This is a genomic window from Bacillus sp. AR8-1 (assembly GCF_008042345.1).
In the GTDB taxonomy this organism is placed as follows: domain Bacteria; phylum Bacillota; class Bacilli; order Bacillales; family Bacillaceae_G; genus Bacillus_A; species Bacillus_A cereus.
Window position 1 is genome coordinate 45129 of the sequence record NZ_QNUB01000017.1, and the last position, 24504, is coordinate 69632.

The window sequence follows — 24504 nt, forward strand, 5'->3', positions numbered from 1 at the left end:
GATATTAAAAAGAAGAATATGAGACTGGAAACGAAAAAATACGGGATACTCATTGATTTTCGTCCGGATTTCAATTCATTAATTCCTAGAAGAATAAAGAAACAACTGAGAATAAATTGTACGTATGGGAGAAGTGAAAAATTATCGGTAACATGGATATAAGTGCTTAGAATGAGTAAGAGAAGCATGAGAAATGCTAAAAAACTCCGTAATATAGTTAGAGTTAGCATTGTATAGCCTCCTTTAGACCATTTATCGGAATATTTCTGTGAAACCAATAAATAAAGCAGCGGCTCCTGCTAGTAGAGCGAGCACACTACCTCCTGTTTGCCTTTTTAATATTTCCTCTAAACTTATGGTGAGGGCCATAACTCCTAAAGAGATAAACATATACGGCATTATTTCTCTATTACTAGTAAAAAATCCATAGATTGCTATAGATAAAGCAATAAGTGATAAAGTAATCCGTACTCCTTTTAGCATGCATGTACCTCCTTTTATTTGATATAGCTAATGATGAGAACAATCCAAATGAAAGCACCGGCAATAATACAAATAAATCCAGTTGCTGCCTCCTTTTTCTTTATTTGTTCAAATGCGATGAGAAACATTAAAGCCCCTAATAGAAATTGTGAAAGAGGTAAAAAATTATTTTGACCTGTATATAATCCAATTGCCGACATAACGATCACAGTGAGTGCTACTATGATGCGAAGTATACGAAGCATATTAGGAATTCTCCTTATTCTTTTTTGTATAAGGATTGTCTTCTAGTTTATCGACGGAATGTTTATAAGCATAGCCTTTATTAATTGTCATGATGGAGAGTACGAGGATGATTAGGACGATGATAATACCGATAATTAATATTTTGAACATAAAATCCCTCCTTTTCTTTATTTTACATAATTTTGTAATTAATGAAAACAATAGAAAATAAAAGGATGAAAGAAGGGTGTTACATGGAGACGAAAAAAACATATTATATATCAATAGGAAATGGTCAAATTTCACAAGTGAAGACGGCGGATACGTATAATTTTGAGATTTCCGCAAATGATGAGGAAATTACGGAATTAAGAGAGCACTTTGATCAAGCATATGTAGAAGATTTAGGGTCATTTGTACGCTCCCACGTTCCATTTGTTGAGTATCATCACGATTCAAATAATGACCGATATGATGAACAACTACAAAAAGCATATAAAATGATTTACGATTTAGGAAATCATGAGACGAAAGAATTAGTCGCACAAATGGGAATAATCAATGGATTGTAATTGGATAATATTATGCAGAAAAGCGAGAATATGCTACAATTTGTGGTAGGAAAAACTTGTAACCATCAATAGGGGAGTAATGGCATGTACAAATTTAAAGATTATTACCACAACACTGTACAATTATCGTTTGAACGTTATCCATTTTCTCCTGAGCCAAAGCATGTTTGGGTTGTATGCCGGTACGGGGATCAATGGTTATTAACACATCATTTACGTCGCGGTCTTGAATTTCCAGGTGGTAAAGTAGAAATAGGGGAAACACCGGAAGAAGCGGCAGTTCGAGAGGTTCATGAAGAAACCGGCGGCATAGTTTCTGATTTAACTTACTTAGGACAATACAAAGTATCTGGAAAAGACAAAATAATCATTAAAAACATTTATTTTGCAACAATTAGTGCGGTAGAAGAACATACGCATTACGAAGAAACGAAAGGGTCTGTTTTATTAAAAGACATTCCTGACAACATTAAAACGAATAGAAAATTTAGCTTTATAATGCGCGATGACGTATTAGCGCGTACGATGAAACATATAGAAGAAATCGGCTGTTTTACGAAGTAAAGTGGCCGGTTTCTTTTTTTTGTATGTAAGAATAAATGTAAATATATCTTCACATTATTTTGGGTATATTATACAATTTTGTAAAGATATATTTACATTTTAGGAGGGGGAAGATGGATAAAAGAAAAGAAACGACTGTTACTGTTTCGATGGTTAAATTAAACTTTTCTTTATTTTTTATAATAATTGCTTTGTCGTTTGGAATTGGTTATTTGCATATATTTCTTTCAGGTGGGGTTCAAGTTGAAGTTACATTATTAACGATGTTTCTTTTTATTATCGCAATGATTGTTCTCGTTTGTATTCATGAAGCGATACATTTAATTGGCTTTCGCTATATCGGAGGTGTTCCGTGGAGTGAACTAAAATGGGGCGTTAATTGGAAATTAGGTGTTGCATATGCTCATTCTAAACAGGCGGTTACAGTAAAGCAAATGAAGAAAGTGTTAATGCTTCCGTTTTTACCAACTGGAATTTTGCCAATTGTATTGGGATTAGCTATGAATCTGGAGCCACTCTCATTTTTAGGAATTCTACTAACAGCAGGTTGTATCGGTGACATTGCCGTATATCAAAAAGTTTCAAAGTTTCCAGATGATGCGCTAGTAAAAGATCATCCGAGTAAACCGCAGTTTACAGTGTATGAATAATAAGAGGAGGCTTTTGTGAAAAACGCCTCCTCTTATTATTGTTACTTTTGGTTGGTGAATTGATATATTGTGAAAATCGCTGATATAATTTATTTGTTATTATTGTGTTGATACCTCCACCTCTAAAAACGAAAGCACCCCCAACAAATCATCTACGATACGTGAATGCTTAAAATCACCCCAAAACGAATCTTTTTTCCAAACACCAAGAATTCCTACTTGTTCAGAACCAAGCACATCGTTTTCTGGATGATCTCCAACATAAAGACATTCTTCTGCCTTAACATCTAGTCTTTGCAAAGCACGTTCGAAAATTTCAGGGTGAGGTTTTTTAATTCCTTCAGCTTCTGAAACGAGAATGGTGTTTGTATACGTATGTATATGTAGTGCTCGAAGGTTGCTCATCTGAAATTCAGTAAAACCATTTGTGATAATACCAATTTTAATGTTTCGCTGTTTTAACTGTTGAAGTAGTTCATGCGTGTTTTTGAAAGGAATACAATGATGTTGGAAGTTTGTAATATAGTCGTGTAGCAGTTGCTCTTGCGTTAAAGTAGTAATGTTGTATTCGGAAAGGAGAGTAGCATATACTTTATCCTTCCACGTATAGCCATTATTATCGAGTTCAAGAAATCGAGAACAATACTCTGATTTCTCTATACTCATCAAATGTGAGGAGAAGCGATTATATTGCTCACAAATAAATTGTTCTAAAGATTGGCGCCGATCTAATAGTGTTCCATCTAAGTCGAATAAGATTGCACGAATCATGAGAAGCCTCCTTGCAGTTTTTATAATTAATTATCGCATATTCGTAAAAAAATGATTATGATATTTTGTAGAATGGAATAATGGGGGATTGTATGAAGAAACTGTATGGCAAGTTAGTGTGTTGTATTATAGCAAGCAGTTTAGTTGCAGGATGCGATAGTGCTATCGAGGTTACGAAAGAAAAAGAAATTTGTAAAACAGAAGAAGAGTGCACGCAAATAGGAGATAAAACATTACAAAAAGTATATAAAAAGATAGAGGGACTTTCAGAACTTGAAAAAGTAGAAGATTATGACATAGAAGAGTATGAAAGTGTGAATATGAAAGAGGCGGAACAGAAAAAAGAAGAGGATGACAATTATTTCTTTTTAGCTTCTTATTATATCGATGGTGATGAAATTGTAGATCCTTATTTTGAGAAATTGGATCGTAAGAGATTGAATAAAGCTTTTACAGATGACGAAGTAGCAAAAGATGATTTGTTAAGCCACCGGCAAGATAGAGAGTATCATGAAACTTTATGGGACATGTATCGCACTCTCATTCCAGTGAAATATCGTGAGAATATAACAGGGTTTGATCTAATAACGGATGGTTATGATGGCGTTGTTGCTCATGTCATGCCAAGTATGGATGACCCGAGAGATTGGTTGCTTAGTTTAGACGTGCTCGATTCTGGGGTGAATATAGATGAAGTGATGAAAACATTAATTCATGAAACGGCTCACGTATTAACGATTGGGCATAAACAAGTACCAGTGGATAGGAAATATTTAGAGGCGTTTGATGAAGAGAAAGACATTTCATCATATCGAAATAAATGTAAAACGGTGTTCTTGAAAAATGGATGTGCGAGAAAAACTTCGTATATTAACCGATTTTATAATGAATTTTGGAAACCAATTGAGCAAGAGTGGACAGAAAAGAAAGTAGAAGAAAGTGAAGAGGCACAAATTAAATTTTATAAAGAAAAGCATGATGATTTTGTATCGCTGTATGGAACAACAAATGTAACGGAAGATATCGCAGATACATTTACAGCGTTCATTTTACAAGATTCAAAAAAGGTGAAAGAAGGGACAGAGTTAAAATATAAGAAAATTGCTTTCTTCTATCAGTTCCCTGAGCTTGTAAAAATGAGAGCGGAAGTGCTGTCAGGATTATATGATGTTTCGAAAACGATAGAACAACAAAGTGGAGACTAATGTGAGTTATGCGTTCGATATAGTTTCGTTAAAGTAAAGCGTGAAGAATTTTTAATTCTTTGCGTTTTTTCATGTTGATAAAATTGAAAATTCTGTATTTTCATTAAAAAGAAGAAGGAACTGGCGGTATAAAATAGAATTAGTATAAAAATGTCACAATTTAGACACAATTATAATGCGCGTGTTGTAGGGACTATAAGTTTACTCTCGAGGAGGTAATGAAACGTATGAAAACGATTCTTGCTGTTGCTGGTCTCATTTGGGTAATGTCTCACGGTTTTCCGATTTTTGAAGGGGAGCAAATTCGTAGTGCTTTGAATGAAAAGTTTAATGATTATCATGTGATAGATCGAAAAGATAATGTCGTTACAGTACGTGTGAAAGACTGTTTCCATACAGTTACGGTTGCGGATGGAAACATTACAAATGAAACGAAAATGTGTGATAAAAGGTAAAAGAAAGAAGCTGACTATAGCGCACTGTTTTGAGTCAGCTTCTTTTTCTTTTTCCAATTAGAATTTTTTCAAATGCCTCAACAAATACATACATAAGAGTTGCAAGAACACATGTGAGTAGTACGCTAAGTAAGACGAGTGTGAAGTTAAAGACTTGGAATCCGTAGCTAATTAAGTAGCCAAGTCCTTGTTTGGAAACGAGAAGTTCTCCGAAAATAACACCGACCCAGGATAAACCAACGTTTACTTTTAACGTTGAGATAATTGCTGGAAAGGATGCAGGGAGAACGACTTGCTTATAACATTGCCATTTATTTGCACCAAATGTGTCCATCACTTTTATATAGTTAGAATCGACTTCTTGAAATGCACTGTAAATAACGAGAATGGTAATGATGATGGAAATGATTACTCCCATTGCGATAGAAGATGAAATGTTTGGGCCGAAAATAACGATGATGATTGGACCGAGTGCAACTTTTGGCATTGCATTTAGGACGACGAGATAAGGATCAAGTACGCGGGCTAGAAGTGGCATCCACCAAAGGAACGTGGCAATAATAGCACCAAGTACTGTTCCGAGAATGAAGCCTACTCCAGTTTCCAGTAATGTCGTCCATATGTGGACCCAAAGTGAACCGTCGATCCATTTCGTTAAGAAGAGATCCCAAATACTCGAAGGAGAGCTAAAGAGTAAAGGATCAATCCATTCTTTTTTACTAGCTATTTCCCATAGTGCAAAGAAAAGAATAAGTAGTAAAAGTTGTAGCGAGCGAGCAATCCAAGCGCGTCTGCGTTCGTTCTTTCGAAATTGTTCATGTAGTTGTTTTATATTATCCAAGTCGTTCCAGCTCCTTCCATATATCTTGAAAGAGGGCTGGGAAATCGTAGTGATGGCGTGCTTCTAACGGTGATAAAGAACGGATACTTTCCGGGACGATAAAGGTTTTTGCGATTTTTCCGGGATTCGCTTGCAGTAAATAAATACGATCACTCATCGCAATCGCTTCTTCAATATCATGAGTAACAAGTAGTGATGTTTTCTTATATTTATTTAGTAAGTTGAAAACGAGTTCTTCTAGTTTTAACTTCGTTTGATAATCGAGTGCGGAGAATGGTTCATCTAGTAATAAAATTTTCGGATCAGTCGCTAATGTTCGAACGAGAGCGGCACGTTGACGCATACCGCCGGATAGTTCACGAGGATATTGTTCTTCTACACCATGCAGACCGACTTGTTTTAAAAGGTTTAAAGTATGTTCTTTCATCTGCTCATCATAAATCTTTCGAATATGAAGTCCGAGCATAATATTTTCTTCAATCGTTTTCCAAGGGAATAAGTAATCTTGTTGCAACATATATCCCATAGATGATGTTTTCGTTGTAATCGGTTCACCATCTAAAAAGACGATACCGTCAATTGGATCAAGTAGTCCAGCAATGATTGAGAGGAGCGTTGTTTTACCGCAACCACTTGGACCGAGTATAGAAATAAATTCGCCTTCTTCCACTTGTAAGCTCATATCTTCGAGAATAAGTTTGGCATTCTCTTTTGCAAAAAAACAGTGAGAAACGTTACGTATTTGCAAAAAACTCATACACTTCGCCTCTATTTCTTAATAACGCTTTCGGCAATTTTTGTATTGACGAGCGCTTCATGTGGGACTTCTTTTTGTAATTCACCAGCGTCTTTCATAATAGTTTGGAGCTGTTTCCATTCTTCTGCATCTAATAGTGGATTTGTCGCATAAGAATGTTGCTTTTTATACCGTTCAATTACTTTTACTGTAATGTCTTTTGAAGTGTCTTTAAATAGCGGGGAAACAGTATCAGCAATCTCTTCTGGACTATGTGTATCAACCCATTGCTGTGCTTTATAGAGAGCACGTGTGAACTTTTCAGCAGCAGCTTTATCTTTCTTTAAGAAACTTTCTTTTGCCATGAACGTTGTATAAGGAACAGTACCAGATTCATTTCCGAATGAAGCGACGATATAACCTTTACCTTCTTTCTCAAGTATACTTGCAGTCGGTTCAAAGAGCTGTACAAACTCTCCAGTACCAGATGAGAAGGCATTTGCAATATTAGCAAACTCGATATTTTGAATTAAGTTTGTATCTTTATGAGGATCAATGCCATTTTTCTTTAAAACGTATTCTCCAACCATTTGCGGCATGCCGCCTTTACGCTGTCCTAAAAATGTAACACCTTTTACGTCATTCCAATTAAAAGAGTCTAGTTTTTTACGTGAAACTAAAAATGTCCCATCTGTTTGTGTAAGCTGTGCAAAGTTAATGACAGGGTCTTTCGCTCCTTGTTGATGAACGTAAATAGACGTTTCAGAACCGACGAGAGCGATATCAATTCCGCCAGATAATAGGGCGGTCATCGTTTTATCGCCACCAGCTGTTGTTTGTAGGTCAATATTTAGTCCTTCATCTTTAAAAAATCCTTTTTCAATCCCAACATATAATGGGGCATAGAAGAGAGAATGGGTAACTTCGCCGACGCGAATGTTTTGAGTTTGTTCTTTCGTACCTTCTTTTTTACTACTACAAGCAGCAAAAGTAAAAACAGCTAGTAACATGATGCAAAAAATCGCGATTAATTTTTTCACTATATAACACCTCCTAGAAGTCACTCTACAAGCATGATATGTAGGTAATCGCCCATATGTGAGTGTAGATAGCAGGAATTTTTTTGGTGGTAAAGAAGTACAAATATAAGGGGTGATAAAATGGAGTACGAATACGATGATAGCGTACATTTACATCTTGATTATTTCGGGACAGAATGTGATATGGAATCGATTGCTTATAAGAGAAAGAATGAAGACGTATGGGATGTGTATTTTAATTTTGGAGTATACGGTATTCAGAAAGACGATGTAGAGTTAGGGAGATTTATGGACGAATATGCTGGTCATTACGTTTTTTCTGTACATGCTCGCGATCTTAGCTGGGAATTTGGAAGTGCCCAGTTTGAAGAGTGGGTTTTGAAAAATCGGATAGTAGAAAAAGCGCTACAAAAATAGGAGGAATTTTGTGATTGGATTTCTCATCTTATTATTTATTTTTGTGGCCGGATTTTTAATCATGCAAATGCTTATTTACCGATTTGCAAAGAAAAACATCCATAAATATACAAAAATAAAATGGTTTCATATGTGGCTACATATGAATATGAAAAAAGGTCCGAGATTAGATTTTTTTGATTTTGTAATTATAGTACTCGTATGTATCGTATGGAAAATATGGCTGCTTCCTTTTATATAATACACATGCTAATCATTTTCTCTTTTCGTTATAGTAATAGTTGTAAAAAACTTGCATTTATACGTAAAACAGTGAGTGGTGTTGTGAAAGATATTTTAACAAATACAGACACACATACATACGGAATTAAAGTGTGATTACAGAATGGACAAATTGGCCGTGTGTAAAGTGTGGGGGAATAAGAAAGAGGTCGTCCAACGGTGGACGACCTCTTTCTTATTATGCTTGATTAGTGCGGAAGAATGGAAGCTTCTGCACAATGTGAATTAATCCGTATGCAAGAATTAAGCACATAAGAGGATTAATGAAAAATCCATAGCGATTAATTGCTAAGAATAAGTTTGAGAAGATAATGTAAATAATTGAACTTGCTACTAGCATCATAACGCGTTTATGTTTAAATGAATTTAGCATGAAGCAGAAGCTGCTCAAGAATGTACCGATGATAAACACTCTATGACATAGTTGCATAAAGTTGTGAATACGATATTGGTCTACAGCAGGAGCTGTTTTGAATAATTCAATTGTTTTACCGACAGTGAACCAAGAGAACCAATAAGTGAAGTCCGTCTTAAATCCGTTCTTAATTAATTCTTTTGCGTATGCACCTTTGTCATCTAAGCCTTTAGCTCTCATTTCATTTACTATATTTTCATATCCAATTTTATTAAATGGATCTGCACCGGCAATTAGTGGATCTGCACCTTGGGTTGAGAATAAAATAAATTGGTTGAGTGCTAAGTAGTTACGAACAACCCATGCGCCAATAATAAAGAAAGGTCCGATAAACCATAACAATCCGATTCGAATGGATTCTTTAAATCCATATGTAAATAACACAACAAGAACAGGAATGAGCATCATTGGAGCTGGATTTGGACGGAACATAAGTAAAATTGAAACGACAATTCCAAACCATATATGGAATTTCACTTTATTGTATTTCCATGCGAGAACAAATACATATACACATAACGCCAATAAGAATATGGATGGAACTTCTGTTAGCAATGTACGGAAGTATGTATAGTTACTTGGATAAATAGCATATAAAATACTTGCAACAATTCCATAAATGTTTTTTTCGAACAATTCTTTTCCTATTAAGAATACTAATAGCACTGTGCAAAGGTTCATGATCATGTTAATAACAGTTGCTACGTAATAGTAAGGAATTGATGTAATATCAGAAATAATCATAGCGCCAGCTAATAGTAATGGCTGACCTGGTGTAATATATGCATTTTTCCCTGGAACTTCACTAGGTTCTAAATACACATAACCAAATACACCATGTTTTAATAGTTGTTCAGCTGTTAACGAATAGTTAAAGGCATCATTTGCACCATATGTTACTTTGACTAACTCTCCATCTAATCCTGGCTGTTTTACTAAACAAAAAACGTGCAACAGGAAAGAAAGCGCCAAAATTGCATATACCGCTTTAGGCAAACTCTTAAACTTAGTAAGCAAAAATGAGCAACTCCTTTTTTATTAATTCTTTCGTATTTTTATGTGAAATCTTTAATAGTATTAAGGATTTCCAAAACATAGTTATTATATCATAAAGTGGAGTGCTGAAATTAAGCTTTTCAAGAATGAGTAATTTGTATACCACAATTTAACGGTTGATTAAGGGAATATTAAGACAAAACATTTATGATAGAAGCAAGTATGCAGACGAAATATGTAATATATGTTATTTTAATAGAAATAGTTCTTTCGATGCGGGGGAAATTAAGACATAGAAACGAGGGAATGAATTGAAGTATGGTCCTACACTTTTTCATCTTCCAAAAAGAAATATATTAATTTCTAGCATTATAAGTAGTATGGTGACTTTATTAGTAATAACTATGCTGTTTATGATTTTAAAGGTTTTTAATTTAGACATGATGAAAGATCATTTAAATCAAAAGTTTGTTTTAAGTGTTATGATGATTTTCATATGGGGCATAACATTTTATATTACGCATTTCAATAAAAAAGAGATGTCTATACTTAGAGCATCCCTGCGAGTGCATTTTATATTATTTTTGCTAGCTCATACAGTAGCGTTATTTTATATTGTCATGCAAGGTAATATGAGTTTCATAGAGGCAATGAATTGGATTTACTTTTATAACATGCAGTTTATATTAAGTTTTGTAGTAATTTATGCAATATATATTCTTGTATATAATTTAATAGGTAAGGTTTTTCTAAGTATGGTTTTAACGAGCTGTACGTTAGTCATTTTAGGTATTGTGAATTATTTAAAGCTTATTTTCAGAGGCGATCCGCTATATCCTTCTGATTTCACACAAATTACGCATATGCAATCTGTTATACCGATGGTGATGGACTATTTTAGCTGGAGCTATATTATTGTCATTATCTTAAGTATCGTAGCTTGTATTGTTGCAGGGATATATATGAGAAGCTATATTCAAAATGTAAAGATTCATCTAGGAATAAGAGCCTTATTAGTAGTAGGATCTATTTTTGTTCTATATGCGTACGGTAATTTTGCGAATACATTTATGAATAAAGTATTTCAAAAATCAGGTGTAGATTTTGTTTTGTGGAATCAAAATGAGAACTATGCTTCAAATGGTTTTGTACTTGGGTTTATTAGCAATTTAGATACAACAGTTATGGAAAAACCCAAAAATTATTCTAAAGAAAATATGCTTCAAATAGCAAACGATATAAAAAAACAATATAGTGGAAATATAGGGAGCCAAAAGAAAAAAGAGAAACCGAATATTATTTTTGTAATGAGTGAATCGTTTTGGGATCCGACGAAAGTAACTAACCTTTCTTTTAGTGAAGATCCTGTACCAAATTTACATCATTATATAGAAAACTTTCCTGGTGGACAAACTATTTCTCCTACATTTGGGGGAAATACGGCGAACGTTGAATTTGAGGCATTAACAAGTTATTCAATGAGTTTGTTAAAGCCAGGTTCTATACCATATCAGCAGGTTATTACAAATAAGAAAGAAATTCCATCAATCCCTACGGCGTTGAAAAAAGAAGGTTATTATACAAGTGCAATTCATTCATTTGGTCGCACATTCTTTAAACGTGACGATGTATATAAGGTGTTAGGATTTGATAAGTTTAATGCAGAGGACACGATGGAAAATGTGGATATTGATGGAGATTATATTAGTGATTTAGCGATGAGTAAAGAGATAATTGCTGAGTTAGAGGAACAAAAACAGCCAACATTTATTCATGCAGTTACGATGCAAAATCATTTTCCATTTACAGAAGGCCGATTTGGTGAAAACCTAATAGAAATTAGCGGTCTAGAAAATGAAGAATCAAAGGGAGAATTAGAGACGTATACAGAAGGATTAAGACGTTCAGATGAGGCCCTTCAATATTTAATAGAGCAACTAGATAATTTAGATAGACCTACATTATTAGTATTCTTTGGAGATCATCTTCCATCATTAGGAACAAATAAATCTTTTTATAAAGAAAATGGGTATATAACGAATGAAAAAACACCGAGCGAACGTTTAGCGATGGCACAAACTCCGTTATTAATGTATGCAAACTTTGATATGCCAAATGATAATTTAGGTTTAGTAAGCCCAATTCATTTTTCTAATCTTATTTTTGATTATGCAGGATTAAATAAATCCTTATTTTATCAATTTTTATCGGAACTTTACAAGGAAATACCAGTGCTTAGAGATGAATTAAAAGTTGATAAAAATGGAGAAGTAATCAATGATTTAACAAAGAAACAAAAAGAAATGTTAGAGCAATATAAAATGCTTCAATATGATTTACTCGTTGGAAATCAATATAGTAAAGATATCCTCTTTAAATAAAAGAAACAAAAAGAACTTGTATAACGATACAAGTTCTTTTTTCATAGTATTTAACGGGGTAACCAGACAAGCTGGGTTTAGGGAGTATTACTTGTACATTTAGTATATATGAAAATATAATCGTTTTATTTGTGTATTTGTGAGAAATGTGTGAATTTTATGTTTTATAAAAAACGATTATGTTAACATTCATTCTTATATTGCAGTTGTTATGTTTGTAAAAATTTTATCAGTTCTTTATTTAATTCATCCGCTTGATCGATTGGTGAACCATGACCACTATTTGTAAGAGCATGTAACTGAGAATTTTTAATTCGTTGTTGCGTAAGCTCAGCACTTTTGTAAGGAATTAGTTGGTCGTGAACGCCGTGGAAGATTTTTGTTGGGACGTTAATTTTATTTAAATCTTTCATTATATCTTCATTTGCAGCTGCTTGTAAAATTTTGATAAGGGCATAAGAAGCGGACTGCATACCGAGATAAGAAAACCATTCAAGGGTTGCAGCTCCTAAGTTTCTATTGAAAAAGGATAAAGATACATCATTTAAAAATTTTGGTAAATTAGCATACATTTGATTAATGAGAGCATCTGCTTGTTCTTTCGGTACACCGTAAGGGGACTCTTGATTTTTAACGAAAGAGGGAGAGACAGCGTCAATTAATGCGAGCTTAGAAATGCGGCGCCCATTATAGCGAGACATATATCGAATAGAAAGAGCACCACCAACTGAGAAACCGACTAACGTAGCGTTCTCTACTTGGAGTGCTTCTAGAACAATTGCGATATCATCGGCTAATCGATCATACGTGTAACCAGTCCATGGCTTATCAGATTGTCCATTCCCTCGTATATCCATGGCGATACAGCGAAAGCCATGCTCTGGTAAAACATTGAGTTGATATTGATACATTTGATGATTTAAAGGCCATCCGTGAACGAAGAAAACAGTCTTACTACCTGGACCAGGATTAACGTCTTGCACAAAAATATGCACATCTTTCTCGACAGTAATAAACATAAATTTCCCCCTGTTCTATCAATAGGCTCCATTCTAAAAGCTTTGTTTTACTTTTTAGGCCGTCTATATAAAACATCCTCCATAATATACGTATTAATGATCATAGATTTTATGCTCTGTATATAGTCTAAATATATTGCGTTTTTGGTACGATTTTCCTCAAATGTTCGATTTATCTTTGTTTGTCTATGAAAATCATTTATTATAATAAATGGTATTCTTCGAGATATTATTTTGAAGGGGTGTTGAAGTGAAAGAAAGTTTTCTATCATATAAAGAAGAAGAAAAGAATGCAAAAATCCTTTTATGGGTGTTATATGTCATTGTTATTGTATATCAAATTTTCTATGCAATCGTATTAGAAGATAAATCAATAATGGATAAGGGATACAACATAATATGGCAAGTTATTTGCGGAGTAGCAATACTGTGCGTGAATATATATTTAATGAAAAAAGAGAAGGCAAACCTTGTTAAATATGCATGGATATTTGCATACATAGCGATAGAAATCGCTAATATATTTGCATATGTTTTTTATAATAAAGCGGCGTTTGATGCGACAAATATAATAGAAATTATTCTCATTTTCTTTGTACCTATATTTTTAAATAAAAAATTCTATGTGTTTTTACTTTCCTCTATTGTAGGAAAATATTTAATTTATTTATTTGTATTAGAGGAAGTAAAAGCATTTATGTTCCTTATTATGTGTACGCTTATGTTAATAGCTGCATATATCATTTTAAATCGATTTTTACAATATCTTTCAGCCGTAAAGGAAAGTATTGCGATTGCTAGCGAATCACAGAAATTAGCAGTAATCGGAAAAATGGCAGCGACGGTTGGACATGAAATTAAAAATCCACTCGCTTCATTAAAAGGATTTACGCAATTACAACGAGAGAAGCATGAAGAGGATCCTATTTATAAACGTATGATTTTTGAAATAGAAAATATGAATAATATGATAAGTGAGTTAATGGAAGTTGCTACATGCAAACCTTCTATTTATAAGAAACATGATGTAGGAAAAATTGTATTACAAGTAATAACAAGTCTTCGCGAAAAAATGAATGAATTAAACGTACAGTTTATTTCTAATGTGGAAGAAAAAACAATAGAAGTTGAATGTGATGAACGAAAAATAAGAGGAGTCTTTTTATATACGATAAAAAATGCTTTAGAGGCAATGGAACAAGGTGGCATATTACATTTGCAATTAGAGAATAAAGGGAAAGAATATGTAATAATCAGCGTAATCGATAATGGTTATGGTATTAAGCAAGAAAACTTAACCCGTGTTACAGAGGCCTTTTATACAACGAAACAAGATAAAATTGGTCTGGGACTTACGGTAGCGAATCGAATTGTCGCCGAGCACCTTGGTGAGCTGCATATTTCAAGTGAAAGAGATACTGGAACGAGAATAGACATCATTCTCCCAAGGGAGTGTGGAAATACTGAAATCCAAGTGGAAGAAAAGCTAGGAGTTACCATATGAATAAAGGCTATATATTTAAAAATGAAGAAATAAAGGCGTTGAAAGTATTTTTAAGTTTATTTTTTATTATATTTTTTGTGTATGATCTTGCCTATGAATTTATCGTACCTTTAATCGCGGGAGAGCAAGAAGGCGTAGGAAAGTTTGAAGATGGTTTAGGTTTATGGCTTTACTTTTTGACGGTAGTATTGTTTTGCATTGGAATATACTTTATGAAATGGAAGAATGTTTTTGTGGTAAAGTATATTATTCTAATTGGCTATAATGTATTAGATTGTATCCATAACATTATGATTTATTATGGTAGCGATGCGGAATTTGACGGTGGAAATATAGTAGAAGTATTTTTTATTTTGTTCGCACCAATTTTTGTGAACAAAAGATATTTCTGGTTAGTTCCAGCGATACTTGTCGGGAAGTACGCTCTTACAGGAATCATTATTCAATCTTCTCTCGTTTTAATCCCAATGGCATTATATAGTGTATTTACTATCATATGTTGGATTATATTTTTGAGGGTTCAGTCTTACGTTCGTACGCTTGAGATGATGGACAAAGAAATAAAACAGACAGAAAAACTAGCAGCTGTTGGAAAAATGGCGACGGTTATTGGTTATAAGATTAGAAGACCTTTAGCAAACTTAAAAAAACTTGTGAATAAACAAGCAGACAAGCATCCAGAGGATAAAATTTATAGTGATATTATGAAACAAGAAGTAGATCGGATTCATATAATTGCTACAGAACTTAGTGGATTTGAGAAATCTAAATCACTAGAATCAGAAACTCATAACATACAAGAAATTATCTCTTATGTTATTCGAGTTATGGAAAAGCCTGCTTTAAAACAAGGAGTCTACATACAAGGTATTTACAGTAAAGACTTACCATCAATTACATGTGATGAAAAACGATTAAAACAGGTCTTTTTTAATTTAATTAAAAATGCAATTGAAGCAATGTCAGTTGGCGGAACAATTACGATTAAAGTTACTGTAAAAGATGGAATCATCATTCAAGTGAAAGATGAGGGATGCGGCATTCCGAAAGATAAAATTCCAAAGTTAAATGAAGCCTTTTATACAACGAAAGAAACAGGAACTGGTCTAGGTTTAGTAGTTACAGAAAAAATTATTAAAGACCACAACGGTAAAATGAATTTTGAAAGTGAAGTTGGGGTTGGAACGACGGTTGAGGTTATGTTACCACTGCATTAAATAGAAAAAACATCACTTCCAAATAAGTGATGTTTTTCTATTTTATCTTGCTATTTGTGGATAGTAAAAATTTCATTTTATCGATAAAGAAATGTATGATGTATTTCTAAGATCAAAATGTTTTTTTTAGTTTTTATTATGGATTTTTCGGTGTAAAATTTAGACTATAAAAATTAATTGTTTTTTTCTAAAAAAACTATTTTCTTTTTTGGGTTTTAATGGTATATTCAAAACACGATAAATAAATACTTATTTTTGGCACACTATTCGAAAGGATAGGTCGCAAAGCTAAGAGTCTAAAGTAATGAAAATTACTATGATAGTCTGGTTGCAGTTTGGATTTTCACACATAGTTGTATGTATGAAAATCGAAGAGGCAACCGGATTTTTTATTGTCTCAAAAAGAAAAAATAAATGGGCACACTATTCGAAAGGATAGGTCGCAAAGCTAAGAGTCTAAGGTAATGAAAATTACTATGATAGTCTGGTTGCAGTTTGGATTTTTACACATAGTTGTATGTATGAAAATCGAAGAGGCAATCGGATTTTTTATTGTCTCAAAAAGAAAAAATAAATGGGCACACTGTTCGAAAGGATAGGTCGCAAAGCTAAGAGTCTAAGGTAATGAAAATTACTATGATAGTCTGGTTGCAGTTTGGATTTTCACACATGTTGTGATGTATGAAAATCGAAAAGGCAACCAGGCTTTTTATTTTCTAGGAATACACATTATGATTGTAAATTTAGCTGAATAATAAATTTAATGTTCGAAATATTCGGTTCATAAGAAGTGAGGGAGGGAAGTACATTGCAAAATCAAATAGGTAAATTTGGGCGTATACTTCTCGCTGGAGGAATATTATTTACGCAAGTTGGTGTGCTAGATTACTCTGCAACGAAAGTTTATGCGGTTACAAACGACGAGCAAGGACGTTTTATCGTTCATATGGATAAACAAGAAATAAAAGTTGATGAAAATATAGTATTAAAGATTACAAATACAAATAAACAAGATGCTAATATCGAGCTGAAATTATCTAATGAACAGCTGTTCAATGAAGCAGAAACGAAAAAAATGAACGAAAACAATAAAGCGATTCAAAACATTTCAGTAACAGAAGATCACATTGTAAAAATTGAAAAGAATGAACAAAGTAATTTTATCGGTGACGTATATGTAGTCATTCAAATGAAAAAAGCTGGAGAGTACAAATTTGAACCGATAGTGAAGTTTGAAGGGAATGAAAAGAAAATTGAATCTCCTTCTCTACATGTTGTAGAGAAAAAAGAGGCTTTAAATGTAGCCATTTCTGATGAAAATCCAAAGGCTTCAGAGGAAGTTATGAAAAAAGAAATAAGTGAAAAAGTGAAAGTATCGGAAGAAAATAAAAAACAAGAAATAAGTTCTACTAATGCTGAAGTTCCAAAAGAAACGAAGACTTTAGCGAAAGAAAAGGTTAATGAAGAACTCGTACCAAAGGAAAATGAATTAAAAGAGAGCAATAGGATAAACGAAAATAATCAGGAATTACCTGCTATTCAAGCTGAGAAGGTATTAAAGAGCCAATCTCTACTAACTGCTAGTCCTGTTACAAGTATTCTTAAATATCCAAATGTAAAGGTAATAAATAATAGAACAGGTGAAGGGCCTTCTATCTCGGGTAAATATGCTTTTAGATTTGTTTGGAGCCCACAAGTAACATATGAGGTAAAGGGTAGTAGCAATGACAGAACTGGTCAAAGTCAATATACATTTAGAAATTCAAATAGAGAACAGTACGTATTAGTAAAAAAAGCTGGTGAATATCAAGGGAAATGGATTGATGTCCGTATTAATATTCACTCTATGACAGCTTCATCTGTAGATGTTAAAACACCAATAACTAAAGGTGATGCAAAAAACTTTTTACAATTATATGGGAACGGAAGGTCAGGACAAACTTATAATGCTTCCTTTGAATTTTATGAACACGGAACAAGTAAAAAAGTACCATTAACGGCAATGTGGAATTTCAAAAGGATAAATAGTTATAAAAATGTAACGTTACGTAATGATGGTAGTCATTTAACGAATTTATACGTGTATGATACGAGTTCAATTAGGTATCAAGACAAAGGGAATAATAAAATCGAGTTTTCTGGAACAGCAGGTCCAGTAGCTACTCCAGAAGCAGATATGACAATTACATTTGATAATTTAACAGAATTACCGCTAGAAGTTAGATTAAATGCTTCAGGTGTTAATGTATCATACGACCAATTAGCGATTGCACAAATTGAAATTCCAGCTCCAAGTGTAATAGGAGATATTGTGGAAGATAATTCCCGTCAACTTTCTTATAAGGTATATCAAAATATGCCTGCTCAATCGAAAGAGATTCACTATGCGAAATCTTTTGTATTAGAAAGTGAAGTGAATAAGGATTTTACTGTGAATGATGTTTCCATTCAAGATGTGGAGAGTGGAGATGATGTAAGTAGCTTCTTTGATATTAGCAGGACAAACAATAAAGTCACTGCGGTTGCGAAAGTAAATGCGCTAAAAACAGAAGAATTCAACGGGAAAATTTATGAAATGACAATTACAGGTTCTCCTGTAAAAGGTGCTAATGTAATGAAATATTACAAAGATGGTTATCTTGAAATACCGGTGTCAGCTAAAAATTATTTAGATGGCGATAAGAATGGACAAGATAGTAATCGAGATGGAATCGCAAAAATAAGGTATAAAGGTATTCCAACTGGGAAACCAGTCCCACAAAAAGTAGTGCAAGGAACAGATTTAACAAAAATGGATATTTCTAAATTTGTGACAGATTTATCTGTAGATACGAATTTGGATGTAGATAAACCAATATCAGTAGTGAAGTTAATCAATATTCCAGATACCAAAACAATAGGGAATCATACTGTAACGGTTGTAATTGAAACGAAGCAAGGTGTACAAGCGGAGATTCAAGTGCCGGTTACTGTCGTTGATGGGACTTTAAAGTTAGTAGACGTACCAAAAGAAATTACATTTGGAGATTTAACAATTCCATCGAAAACAACGACATACGCACCGAAGACGATTTCAAATCCTTTAAAGGTAACCGATGATCGTGTTAAAAAGCAAAAATGGAGTGTATATGTAAAGGAAATCACACCATTAACTTCAGCGCAAAATGACACATTGACAGGAGCATTGATTTACAAACGAAATGGAAAGGATACACCTTTAAGTACCTCTAGTATAGAAGCATTCTCGTATATTTCTAAAAACGACGAGGAGGTTTCACTAAATTGGAAGGAAAACGAAGGAATTCATTTACAAGTAAAACCAGGGCCGAATGTCAAAGCAAATACTAAATATGCTGGACAGCTAGAATGGACATTAACCGATGCTCCTCTCTAAAAATATATGAAATATATAAATTTTAGAAAGGAGAGAGTAATGAAAAAAATAGTTGGTATTATCGTTTCCACAGTTATATGTGTGCCGTTTCTTATGGCAAATGTAGTAACGGCTACAAGTACGAATTCAAAAGCGGGTATTACATTTTCGAATAGCTATACACCAAATACATCAACTGATCCGACAAAGATAAATACAAAAAAAGAGACAGTTGATAAAAATAAAAATGGAGATAAATATTTACCGAAAACAGGAGGCCAGACACGGGACTTCAAACAATATATAGGATTGTTTTCGATTGTTTTATCTCTATATGTATTCAAAAGAATTAGGGGAAAGCAAGTGTATTCAAAATAAAAAATAGATGAAAACAGAGAAAAGGGGAAGGTACATATGAAACTAGCAAAATTAGCATTAATCGGTGCAGTATCATTAACATCAGTTGCAGCAGTAGGAACTTCAGCATTTGCGGAAGAGAAAGCAAATATGAAATCAAAAACCGATGTAACGTTTATTGAAGATACAAGCACAACAGATCCAAACAATCCAGAAAATCCAAATGAAAAAGTTACACCAGAGAACCCTGGTGACCATGAAAAAGGAACAAAAGGTCCATTAAGTATTAACTACGTTTCTAACTTACACTTCGGCGAGCAAGTTATCTCTGGTAATGATCAAACATACTTTGCAAAATTGGATAAAGTGAAACAAGGGAGCAAAACAGTTGAAGTACCTAACTTCGTATCTGTAACAGATAACCGTGGTACAAATGCAGGATGGAAATTGAAAGTAAAGCAAAATGCACAATTTAAAAGTGGTAATAGTGAGTTAACAAATGCAGCTTTAAGCTTAAGTAACCCAGCTGTAAATTCTGTAACTGATGCACAATATGCACCTACAACATTTAAAAATAAAGTAACGCTAGCTCCAGGTGGAGATGCGGTGGAAATTACTACTGCCGCAAAGAATAAAGGTATGGGTGATTGGACGACTGCATTCGGTAAAGGAACAGAACAAGGTAAACAGAGTGTGAGCTTATTCGTACCAGGTACGACAGCGAAAGAAAAAGGTGCGAAATATTCAGCTGAGTTAACTTGGACTTTAGAAGATACACCAAACTAAGTTTATACAAGATTGAAAATTAAGAATGACTGAATTTTAAAAATGATCATAAAGGGGTATAAAACTATGAAACTAGCAAAAATAGCATTAATTGGAGCGGTAACATTATCATCAGTATCAGTAGGAACGTCTGCATTTGCAGCTGAGAAAGATGGCGGGAAATTAGACTCAAAAGCATTCATTAAATTCGAGAAAAATACAGATAAAATTGATGTTGTTAATCCAGAGAATCCAGATGAAACTGTAGATCCAGTTGATCCAGATAAAAAAGGTACAGATGGTCCACTAAGTATTGATTATGTATCTAACTTCAACTTTAAAACACAAAAAGCATCAGGGAATAACGAAATCTACTTTGCAGAATTAGATAAAGTAAAGAAAAAAGTAGACGGTTCTGTAATTGACGTGCCGAACTACGTTCAAGTAACAGATAATCGTGGTACAAATGCTGGATGGCATTTAACAGTAAAACAAAATGGTCAATTCAAAACTGCAGATGATAAAGCGTTGGATGGTGCGGCATTAACATTAAAAAATTCAGCTTTGAAATCAAATGCAGGTAGCGACGCACCAACAGCAGAACAATCTATCACATTAAATCCAAGTGGTGCAGCATCTGATTTAATCGATGCAAAAGAAAACCAAGGTATAGGTACATGGGTAAATACGTTTGGTAAAGATGCAACAGAAGCGAAACAAAGCGTAGAGTTATCTGTACCAGGTAAAACGAAAAAAGAACAAACACAATACACAACTTCACTAACTTGGGAACTAACAGACGCTCCTATGTAAGTAAGAGGAATTTTAAGATAAAAGAGGAAAATGAGAAGAGATAAGGGAATGGCTTTAACCTTGTCTCTTTCTTGTCTATAAAATGGATATGAAGGGGATTACATAAGAGATGGTAAAAAAACTATTTACTAGCTTACTATTAATTACATTCTTCATGGTAAACGCTTTTTCAGTATATGCAGCTGAAATGAAATTCGCTGTGACAGCAGTTATACCAGAAAATCAAATTGATAAAAATCAAACGTATTTTGATTTGAAAATGCAACCTGGACAAAAGCAAACAATTCAAGTCCAAATGAAAAATGATACGAATAAAGAAGTTGTGGTAGAATCGTTTGCTAATACAGCAATTACGAATAGCAATGGTATTACAGATTATAGTACAGTAGAACCAAAAACGGATTCTACTTTGAAATATCCGTTTTCTAAAATTGCTAAAATGCCAAAAGAAACGAAAGTCCCAGCTAACAGCATAGTGACAGTTGATATAAACCTAGAAATGCCAAGTGAGTCGTTTGATGGTGTTATTTTAGGTGGTTTATACTTTAAAGAAAAAGAAGATGAGAATGCAAAGAAAAAAGATGAAGGTGTGCAAATTGAAAATAAATATGCATACGCAATTGGTGTTGTTTTAAAAGAGACGGATGCTGAAGTAAAACCAGACATGAAATTAAACGAAGTAAAGCCAACACAAATTAACGGGCGTAACGTTGTTACTGCAAATTTACAAAACGTAAAGCCAGCAATGTTAAAAAATTTAAGTGTTGATGCAAAAGTATATAAAGAAAAAGGTAGAGACGTTTTATTTGAAGCGAAAAAAGAAAATTTAAGAATGGCGCCAAACTCAAACTTTGATTATGCTATTAGCTGGGAAAACAAAGCATTTGATCCAGGAACGTACCGAGTAGAAGTGAAAGCCACTGATGGCGATCAAAAATGGGAATGGACGAAGAAATTTACAATTGAAGGAAAGACAGCTGATAAGTTAAATGATACAGCGGTAGAAGCGAAAAAAGACTACACATTATATTACATTATCGGCGGAGTACTACTGTTAATTATATTATTAGTTCTTGTATTCTTCTTAGGTAGACGTTCTAAAAAAGAGGACGATAACGAAAAATAATATATTGATAGTGTAAAAAGAAATTAATGGATGTTTTACTACGAAAAATATATAATGGCTTTGTCTGTTATTTGTTGTAGTTCATTTATATTTCTATTTGTTGACCCGAATCTCGGGTCTTTTTTTATGAAATGAATTGCTATATGTTAGTAATTAGAAAAATAGAATATACAGCACTTGCAGTAATTCCAGGGGTAATATAAAGGGATATAGCATCTCCTCTTGCAACTGGGTTTCCAGTTGTAATGCTAGTCCAAGTTACAGTAGCGGGACCTACTGCCGGAGTAGGATTAAATACTTGAATTTGTTCTGATCCGCTATCCGTTGGTTTAATGGAAAATACCATAGTTCCGGTAATTTTGTCAGTAGTAGTTAAGGTAATAGTAGATAGGATGTAGCTAGAAGAAGGGGTTGTGAGGTTTGTTGGGACATTTCTGCAAATATTAATCGTATAAATAGCAGCAGGTAAATTATTTATATTTATAGACGCAGAAAAGCCGACAATACTACCGGCTCCAGCAGTGACATATGGAATAACATTGGAGTCAATTCCAGGAGAACCCGCTATACGTTGAAAACCAGCATTTGTTCCTTGAAAAACAATACTTTTTGCTGAAGCACTATCGGCAGATCCCGTAGGTCCAGTAATGCCAGTAGGCCCGGTGTTCCCCGTAGGGCCCCAGTAGGTCCGGTATTCCCCGTAGGGCCAGTGATGCCAGTAGGTCCGGTATTCCCCGTAGGGCCAGTGATGCCAGTAGGTCCGGTATTCCCCGCAGGCCCACAAATCCCACGGAAGGTCCAGTGTTCCCCGTAGGCCCAGTAATGCCAGTAGGTCCGGTGTTCCCTGTAGGCCCAGTAATGCCGGTAGGCCCAGTAATGCCAGTAGGTCCGGTGTTCCCCGTAGGGCCAGTGATGCCGGAAGGTCCGGTACTACCGGTAGGTCCACTTTCTACTAATACGATATAATCTGGAGATATATTAGGAAACCCTTGAGGTGCATCTTTTTTTACAACATAGCCGCTGCCCGTATAAGTGACAACTTGTCCTTTTTTATAGTTGGGAGCCGCTGCTAGACTGAAGGTGGTAGTACTTTGGAAACCCGCTCCGGAAGGTCCAGCATTACCAGTAGGTCCGGTGTTCCCCGTGGGCCCAGTGTTTCCGTTAGAACCGCTGTTGCGCCTGCCGTCGCAACTAAAATAATTACGTGGGTACATATATGTTCTCCTTTCTATATTTTCAAAATCTAGTTTTTAAAATAGAACTACTATATATATATTATGAATTCTATAATTTTGTGTGGCAGATCGTATTTTGTGTCTAGATTTCAAAAGATAGCGGGAGGAGAATTAAGTAGTGTTAGAGCCACCATTTCTTCTGCGGAAGCAAAATAACATCCACATCAAAATTCTCTTTAAACCAATCATACATCAATGTCTCTTTTACTAAATATTCAGAGGCAGAGTGTGACACGCCAATTAGAGACATATTCGTTTCTTTTACATAATCCATAATGAGCGAGTATTTATGTCGGCCGTAATCATTGTCGATATGGCAATGGATTTCTCCTGTAATATATGCTTCAGCACCTTTTTCTTCTGCTTCCTTCATTAAAGATACAACATCGCCACATCCAGCGATAATTGCGATTTTTTTGATGGAATCATGTCGTTTACCTTCGAAGTCTGTGTAAGGAATCTGGAAGAGTTGTTTTAGATGTTTTTGGAGTGCTTCTGTTGATGTTTCATCTATTTCACAAATAAGGCCAAATGGTTCTTGTTCTGGACCTCCATATGCAAAGTCGTCCACTACAGTAGCGTTTAATGCTTTTGCAATTGAAATACTCGTTCCATGTGTTTGATGAAAATCCATTGGTACGTGACATGTATATATAGAAAGTTGTTTTTCTTTTATTCCTTGCAAATATTTTTCAGGAATTGGTATGAAACCGCGGCCTGATCTTCCAAGCGGATCACCACACTCCATTACAAGGGGATGGTGCATAAAGAGTAAATCACCAGGTGTGGATTGTGAAATGAATGTTTCAAGAACGTCATCTGTAGGGAATACAGCTAAAAATACTTTGTTTACATTTTCAGATCCGTGCATCATAAGGCCGTTAAATAAATCTACAAAATTTGCTTCAAAAAATTGTTGCCAAGGAAATTTGATAGGATCATATACGGCTGGGATAAATCGACTAAAGGCACTATCTTTCCCGTATTTTTCAATTTGAAATAAGTAATCGAGTGATTGCTCTATTTTTTTTAAGGCTGGCATGTTTAATAATCCTCCTTAAG

The 24504-nt window shown here is 34.2% G+C and carries 25 protein-coding genes, 2 pseudogenes and 3 riboswitches; of the genes and pseudogenes, 16 read left to right on the forward strand and 11 right to left on the reverse strand.

Annotated elements, in window-relative coordinates:
• Positions 1–252 precede the first annotated feature (252 nt).
• Genes DN400_RS11425 through ytzI form a run of 3 tightly spaced genes read right to left on the reverse strand, consistent with a single transcriptional unit; the run spans position 253 to position 879 of the window.
• Entirely contained in the window at positions 253–483 is a 231-nt protein-coding gene (locus DN400_RS11425; protein WP_000912059.1) for a DUF3953 domain-containing protein, read from the reverse strand.
• 14 nt (positions 484–497) lie between these two features.
• Positions 498–728, reverse strand: coding sequence for a DUF3953 domain-containing protein (locus tag DN400_RS11430; protein ID WP_000944455.1), 231 nt, complete (start codon positions 726–728; stop codon positions 498–500).
• Position 729: 1 nt separating this feature from the next.
• Positions 730–879, reverse strand: coding sequence for a YtzI protein (ytzI, locus tag DN400_RS11435; RefSeq protein ID WP_000472791.1), 150 nt, complete (start codon positions 877–879; stop codon positions 730–732).
• Between the two features lie 83 nt (positions 880–962).
• Here ytzI and DN400_RS11440 point away from each other — a divergent pair, with 83 nt between their 5' ends.
• The 3 genes from DN400_RS11440 (at position 963) to DN400_RS11450 (ending at position 2494) form a co-directional block, all read left to right on the forward strand.
• The gene (locus tag DN400_RS11440; protein WP_000448409.1) at positions 963–1280 is read left to right on the forward strand and encodes a hypothetical protein; all 318 of its coding nucleotides are present in this window, start codon (positions 963–965) and stop codon (positions 1278–1280) included.
• A gap of 84 nt (positions 1281–1364) precedes the next feature.
• The gene (mutTA, locus tag DN400_RS11445) at positions 1365–1844 is read left to right on the forward strand and encodes an antimutator 8-oxo-(dGTP/GTP)ase (RefSeq protein WP_000276382.1); all 480 of its coding nucleotides are present in this window, start codon (positions 1365–1367) and stop codon (positions 1842–1844) included.
• A gap of 113 nt (positions 1845–1957) precedes the next feature.
• Entirely contained in the window at positions 1958–2494 is a 537-nt protein-coding gene (locus DN400_RS11450; RefSeq protein ID WP_000361288.1) for a DUF3267 domain-containing protein, read from the forward strand.
• 99 nt (positions 2495–2593) lie between these two features.
• Here the strand turns inward: DN400_RS11450 and DN400_RS11455 are convergent, their stop codons facing one another.
• The gene (locus tag DN400_RS11455; protein WP_016512212.1) at positions 2594–3265 is read right to left on the reverse strand and encodes an HAD family hydrolase; all 672 of its coding nucleotides are present in this window, start codon (positions 3263–3265) and stop codon (positions 2594–2596) included.
• Between the two features lie 92 nt (positions 3266–3357).
• On the opposite strand from DN400_RS11455, the gene DN400_RS11460 reads away from it, so the two are divergent.
• On the forward strand, positions 3358–4470 hold the full coding sequence (locus DN400_RS11460; protein WP_061138898.1) for a hypothetical protein: 1113 nt from the start codon (positions 3358–3360) through the stop codon (positions 4468–4470).
• 227 nt (positions 4471–4697) lie between these two features.
• Positions 4698–4925 carry a hypothetical protein gene (locus tag DN400_RS11465; RefSeq protein ID WP_000849112.1) on the forward strand — a complete coding sequence of 76 codons (228 nt, stop codon included), beginning with the start codon at positions 4698–4700 and terminating at the stop codon, positions 4923–4925.
• Between the two features lie 34 nt (positions 4926–4959).
• Here the strand turns inward: DN400_RS11465 and DN400_RS11470 are convergent, their stop codons facing one another.
• Genes DN400_RS11470 through DN400_RS11480 form a run of 3 tightly spaced genes read right to left on the reverse strand, consistent with a single transcriptional unit; the run spans position 4960 to position 7542 of the window.
• On the reverse strand, positions 4960–5766 hold the full coding sequence (locus DN400_RS11470; RefSeq protein WP_000368798.1) for an ABC transporter permease: 807 nt from the start codon (positions 5764–5766) through the stop codon (positions 4960–4962).
• The gene (locus DN400_RS11475) at positions 5759–6523 is read right to left on the reverse strand and encodes an ABC transporter ATP-binding protein (RefSeq protein ID WP_000009022.1); all 765 of its coding nucleotides are present in this window, start codon (positions 6521–6523) and stop codon (positions 5759–5761) included. The genes DN400_RS11470 and DN400_RS11475 overlap by 8 nt, the downstream gene beginning before the upstream one ends.
• Before the next feature lie 11 nt (positions 6524–6534).
• Positions 6535–7542 carry an ABC transporter substrate-binding protein gene (locus tag DN400_RS11480; RefSeq protein ID WP_000733142.1) on the reverse strand — a complete coding sequence of 336 codons (1008 nt, stop codon included), beginning with the start codon at positions 7540–7542 and terminating at the stop codon, positions 6535–6537.
• A 120-nt stretch (positions 7543–7662) separates the two neighbouring features.
• On the opposite strand from DN400_RS11480, the gene DN400_RS11485 reads away from it, so the two are divergent.
• The 3 genes and pseudogenes from DN400_RS11485 to DN400_RS29845 form a co-directional block, all read left to right on the forward strand.
• The gene (locus DN400_RS11485; RefSeq protein WP_097912866.1) at positions 7663–7959 is read left to right on the forward strand and encodes a DUF3986 family protein; all 297 of its coding nucleotides are present in this window, start codon (positions 7663–7665) and stop codon (positions 7957–7959) included.
• Positions 7960–7969: 10 nt separating this feature from the next.
• Positions 7970–8200, forward strand: a complete 231-nt coding sequence (locus DN400_RS11490) for a hypothetical protein (RefSeq protein WP_000578986.1) — start codon at positions 7970–7972, stop codon at positions 8198–8200.
• 65 nt (positions 8201–8265) lie between these two features.
• Positions 8266–8337 (forward strand): annotated as a pseudogene (locus DN400_RS29845) (DUF2196 domain-containing protein); the annotation flags it as partial.
• A gap of 82 nt (positions 8338–8419) precedes the next feature.
• Here the strand turns inward: DN400_RS29845 and DN400_RS11500 are convergent.
• Positions 8420–9673, reverse strand: a complete 1254-nt coding sequence (locus tag DN400_RS11500; RefSeq protein ID WP_000956220.1) for a glycosyltransferase family 39 protein — start codon at positions 9671–9673, stop codon at positions 8420–8422.
• A 290-nt stretch (positions 9674–9963) separates the two neighbouring features.
• On the opposite strand from DN400_RS11500, the gene DN400_RS11505 reads away from it, so the two are divergent.
• A complete protein-coding gene (locus tag DN400_RS11505) occupies positions 9964–12033 on the forward strand; it encodes an LTA synthase family protein (protein ID WP_147801684.1) in 2070 nt (689 codons plus the stop codon).
• A 209-nt stretch (positions 12034–12242) separates the two neighbouring features.
• Here the strand turns inward: DN400_RS11505 and DN400_RS11510 are convergent, their stop codons facing one another.
• Complete coding sequence (locus DN400_RS11510) at positions 12243–13052, reverse strand: alpha/beta fold hydrolase (protein ID WP_097997152.1); 810 nt, start codon at positions 13050–13052, stop codon at positions 12243–12245.
• Between the two features lie 250 nt (positions 13053–13302).
• Between DN400_RS11510 and DN400_RS11515 the strand changes: the two genes are divergently transcribed.
• The 7 genes from DN400_RS11515 (at position 13303) to DN400_RS11545 (ending at position 22207) form a co-directional block, all read left to right on the forward strand.
• Complete coding sequence (locus tag DN400_RS11515; protein WP_000664861.1) at positions 13303–14556, forward strand: ATP-binding protein; 1254 nt, start codon at positions 13303–13305, stop codon at positions 14554–14556.
• Complete coding sequence (locus DN400_RS11520; RefSeq protein WP_001032635.1) at positions 14553–15773, forward strand: ATP-binding protein; 1221 nt, start codon at positions 14553–14555, stop codon at positions 15771–15773. The genes DN400_RS11515 and DN400_RS11520 overlap by 4 nt, the downstream gene beginning before the upstream one ends.
• Positions 15774–16020: 247 nt before the next feature.
• Positions 16021–16109: riboswitch (cyclic di-GMP riboswitch) on the forward strand.
• Between the two features lie 71 nt (positions 16110–16180).
• Positions 16181–16269, forward strand: a riboswitch (cyclic di-GMP riboswitch).
• A gap of 71 nt (positions 16270–16340) precedes the next feature.
• Positions 16341–16429, forward strand: a riboswitch (cyclic di-GMP riboswitch).
• Positions 16430–16581: 152 nt separating this feature from the next.
• The gene (locus DN400_RS11525) at positions 16582–19167 is read left to right on the forward strand and encodes a WxL domain-containing protein (RefSeq protein WP_147801685.1); all 2586 of its coding nucleotides are present in this window, start codon (positions 16582–16584) and stop codon (positions 19165–19167) included.
• A 39-nt stretch (positions 19168–19206) separates the two neighbouring features.
• Complete coding sequence (locus tag DN400_RS11530; RefSeq protein ID WP_000724871.1) at positions 19207–19524, forward strand: EF2685/EF0750 family sortase-dependent surface protein; 318 nt, start codon at positions 19207–19209, stop codon at positions 19522–19524.
• A 36-nt stretch (positions 19525–19560) separates the two neighbouring features.
• On the forward strand, positions 19561–20289 hold the full coding sequence (locus tag DN400_RS11535) for a WxL domain-containing protein (RefSeq protein ID WP_071713469.1): 729 nt from the start codon (positions 19561–19563) through the stop codon (positions 20287–20289).
• A 66-nt stretch (positions 20290–20355) separates the two neighbouring features.
• A complete protein-coding gene (locus DN400_RS11540; protein ID WP_000761505.1) occupies positions 20356–21081 on the forward strand; it encodes a WxL domain-containing protein in 726 nt (241 codons plus the stop codon).
• A 109-nt stretch (positions 21082–21190) separates the two neighbouring features.
• Positions 21191–22207: a WxLIP family cell surface protein gene (locus tag DN400_RS11545; protein WP_072941209.1), complete on the forward strand. Its 1017-nt coding sequence runs from the start codon at positions 21191–21193 to the stop codon at positions 22205–22207.
• Positions 22208–22346: 139 nt separating this feature from the next.
• Here DN400_RS11545 and DN400_RS30090 read toward each other — a convergent pair.
• Positions 22347–23421: pseudogene (locus DN400_RS30090) on the reverse strand (collagen-like protein).
• Between the two features lie 142 nt (positions 23422–23563).
• On the reverse strand, positions 23564–24484 hold the full coding sequence (locus DN400_RS11555) for a Nif3-like dinuclear metal center hexameric protein (protein WP_097997154.1): 921 nt from the start codon (positions 24482–24484) through the stop codon (positions 23564–23566).
• Between the last annotated feature and the right edge of the window lie 20 nt (positions 24485–24504).

Coding starts and splice junctions, on each gene's coding strand:
- DN400_RS11440 (WP_000448409.1), top strand. CDS start 963: ATGGAGACGAAAAAAACATATTATATATCAATAGGAAATGGTCAAATT.
- DN400_RS11520 (WP_001032635.1), top strand. CDS start 14,553: ATGAATAAAGGCTATATATTTAAAAATGAAGAAATAAAGGCGTTGAAA.
- DN400_RS11555 (WP_097997154.1), bottom strand. CDS start 24,484: ATGCCAGCCTTAAAAAAAATAGAGCAATCACTCGATTACTTATTTCAA.
- DN400_RS11430 (WP_000944455.1), bottom strand. CDS start 728: ATGCTTCGTATACTTCGCATCATAGTAGCACTCACTGTGATCGTTATG.
- DN400_RS11530 (WP_000724871.1), top strand. CDS start 19,207: ATGAAAAAAATAGTTGGTATTATCGTTTCCACAGTTATATGTGTGCCG.
- DN400_RS11425 (WP_000912059.1), bottom strand. CDS start 483: ATGCTAAAAGGAGTACGGATTACTTTATCACTTATTGCTTTATCTATA.
- ytzI (WP_000472791.1), bottom strand. CDS start 879: ATGTTCAAAATATTAATTATCGGTATTATCATCGTCCTAATCATCCTC.
- DN400_RS11465 (WP_000849112.1), top strand. CDS start 4,698: ATGAAAACGATTCTTGCTGTTGCTGGTCTCATTTGGGTAATGTCTCAC.
- DN400_RS11460 (WP_061138898.1), top strand. CDS start 3,358: ATGAAGAAACTGTATGGCAAGTTAGTGTGTTGTATTATAGCAAGCAGT.
- DN400_RS11450 (WP_000361288.1), top strand. CDS start 1,958: ATGGATAAAAGAAAAGAAACGACTGTTACTGTTTCGATGGTTAAATTA.
- DN400_RS11510 (WP_097997152.1), bottom strand. CDS start 13,052: ATGTTTATTACTGTCGAGAAAGATGTGCATATTTTTGTGCAAGACGTT.
- DN400_RS11535 (WP_071713469.1), top strand. CDS start 19,561: ATGAAACTAGCAAAATTAGCATTAATCGGTGCAGTATCATTAACATCA.
- DN400_RS11475 (WP_000009022.1), bottom strand. CDS start 6,523: ATGAGTTTTTTGCAAATACGTAACGTTTCTCACTGTTTTTTTGCAAAA.
- DN400_RS11540 (WP_000761505.1), top strand. CDS start 20,356: ATGAAACTAGCAAAAATAGCATTAATTGGAGCGGTAACATTATCATCA.
- mutTA (WP_000276382.1), top strand. CDS start 1,365: ATGTACAAATTTAAAGATTATTACCACAACACTGTACAATTATCGTTT.
- DN400_RS11485 (WP_097912866.1), top strand. CDS start 7,663: ATGGAGTACGAATACGATGATAGCGTACATTTACATCTTGATTATTTC.
- DN400_RS11545 (WP_072941209.1), top strand. CDS start 21,191: ATGGTAAAAAAACTATTTACTAGCTTACTATTAATTACATTCTTCATG.
- DN400_RS11455 (WP_016512212.1), bottom strand. CDS start 3,265: ATGATTCGTGCAATCTTATTCGACTTAGATGGAACACTATTAGATCGG.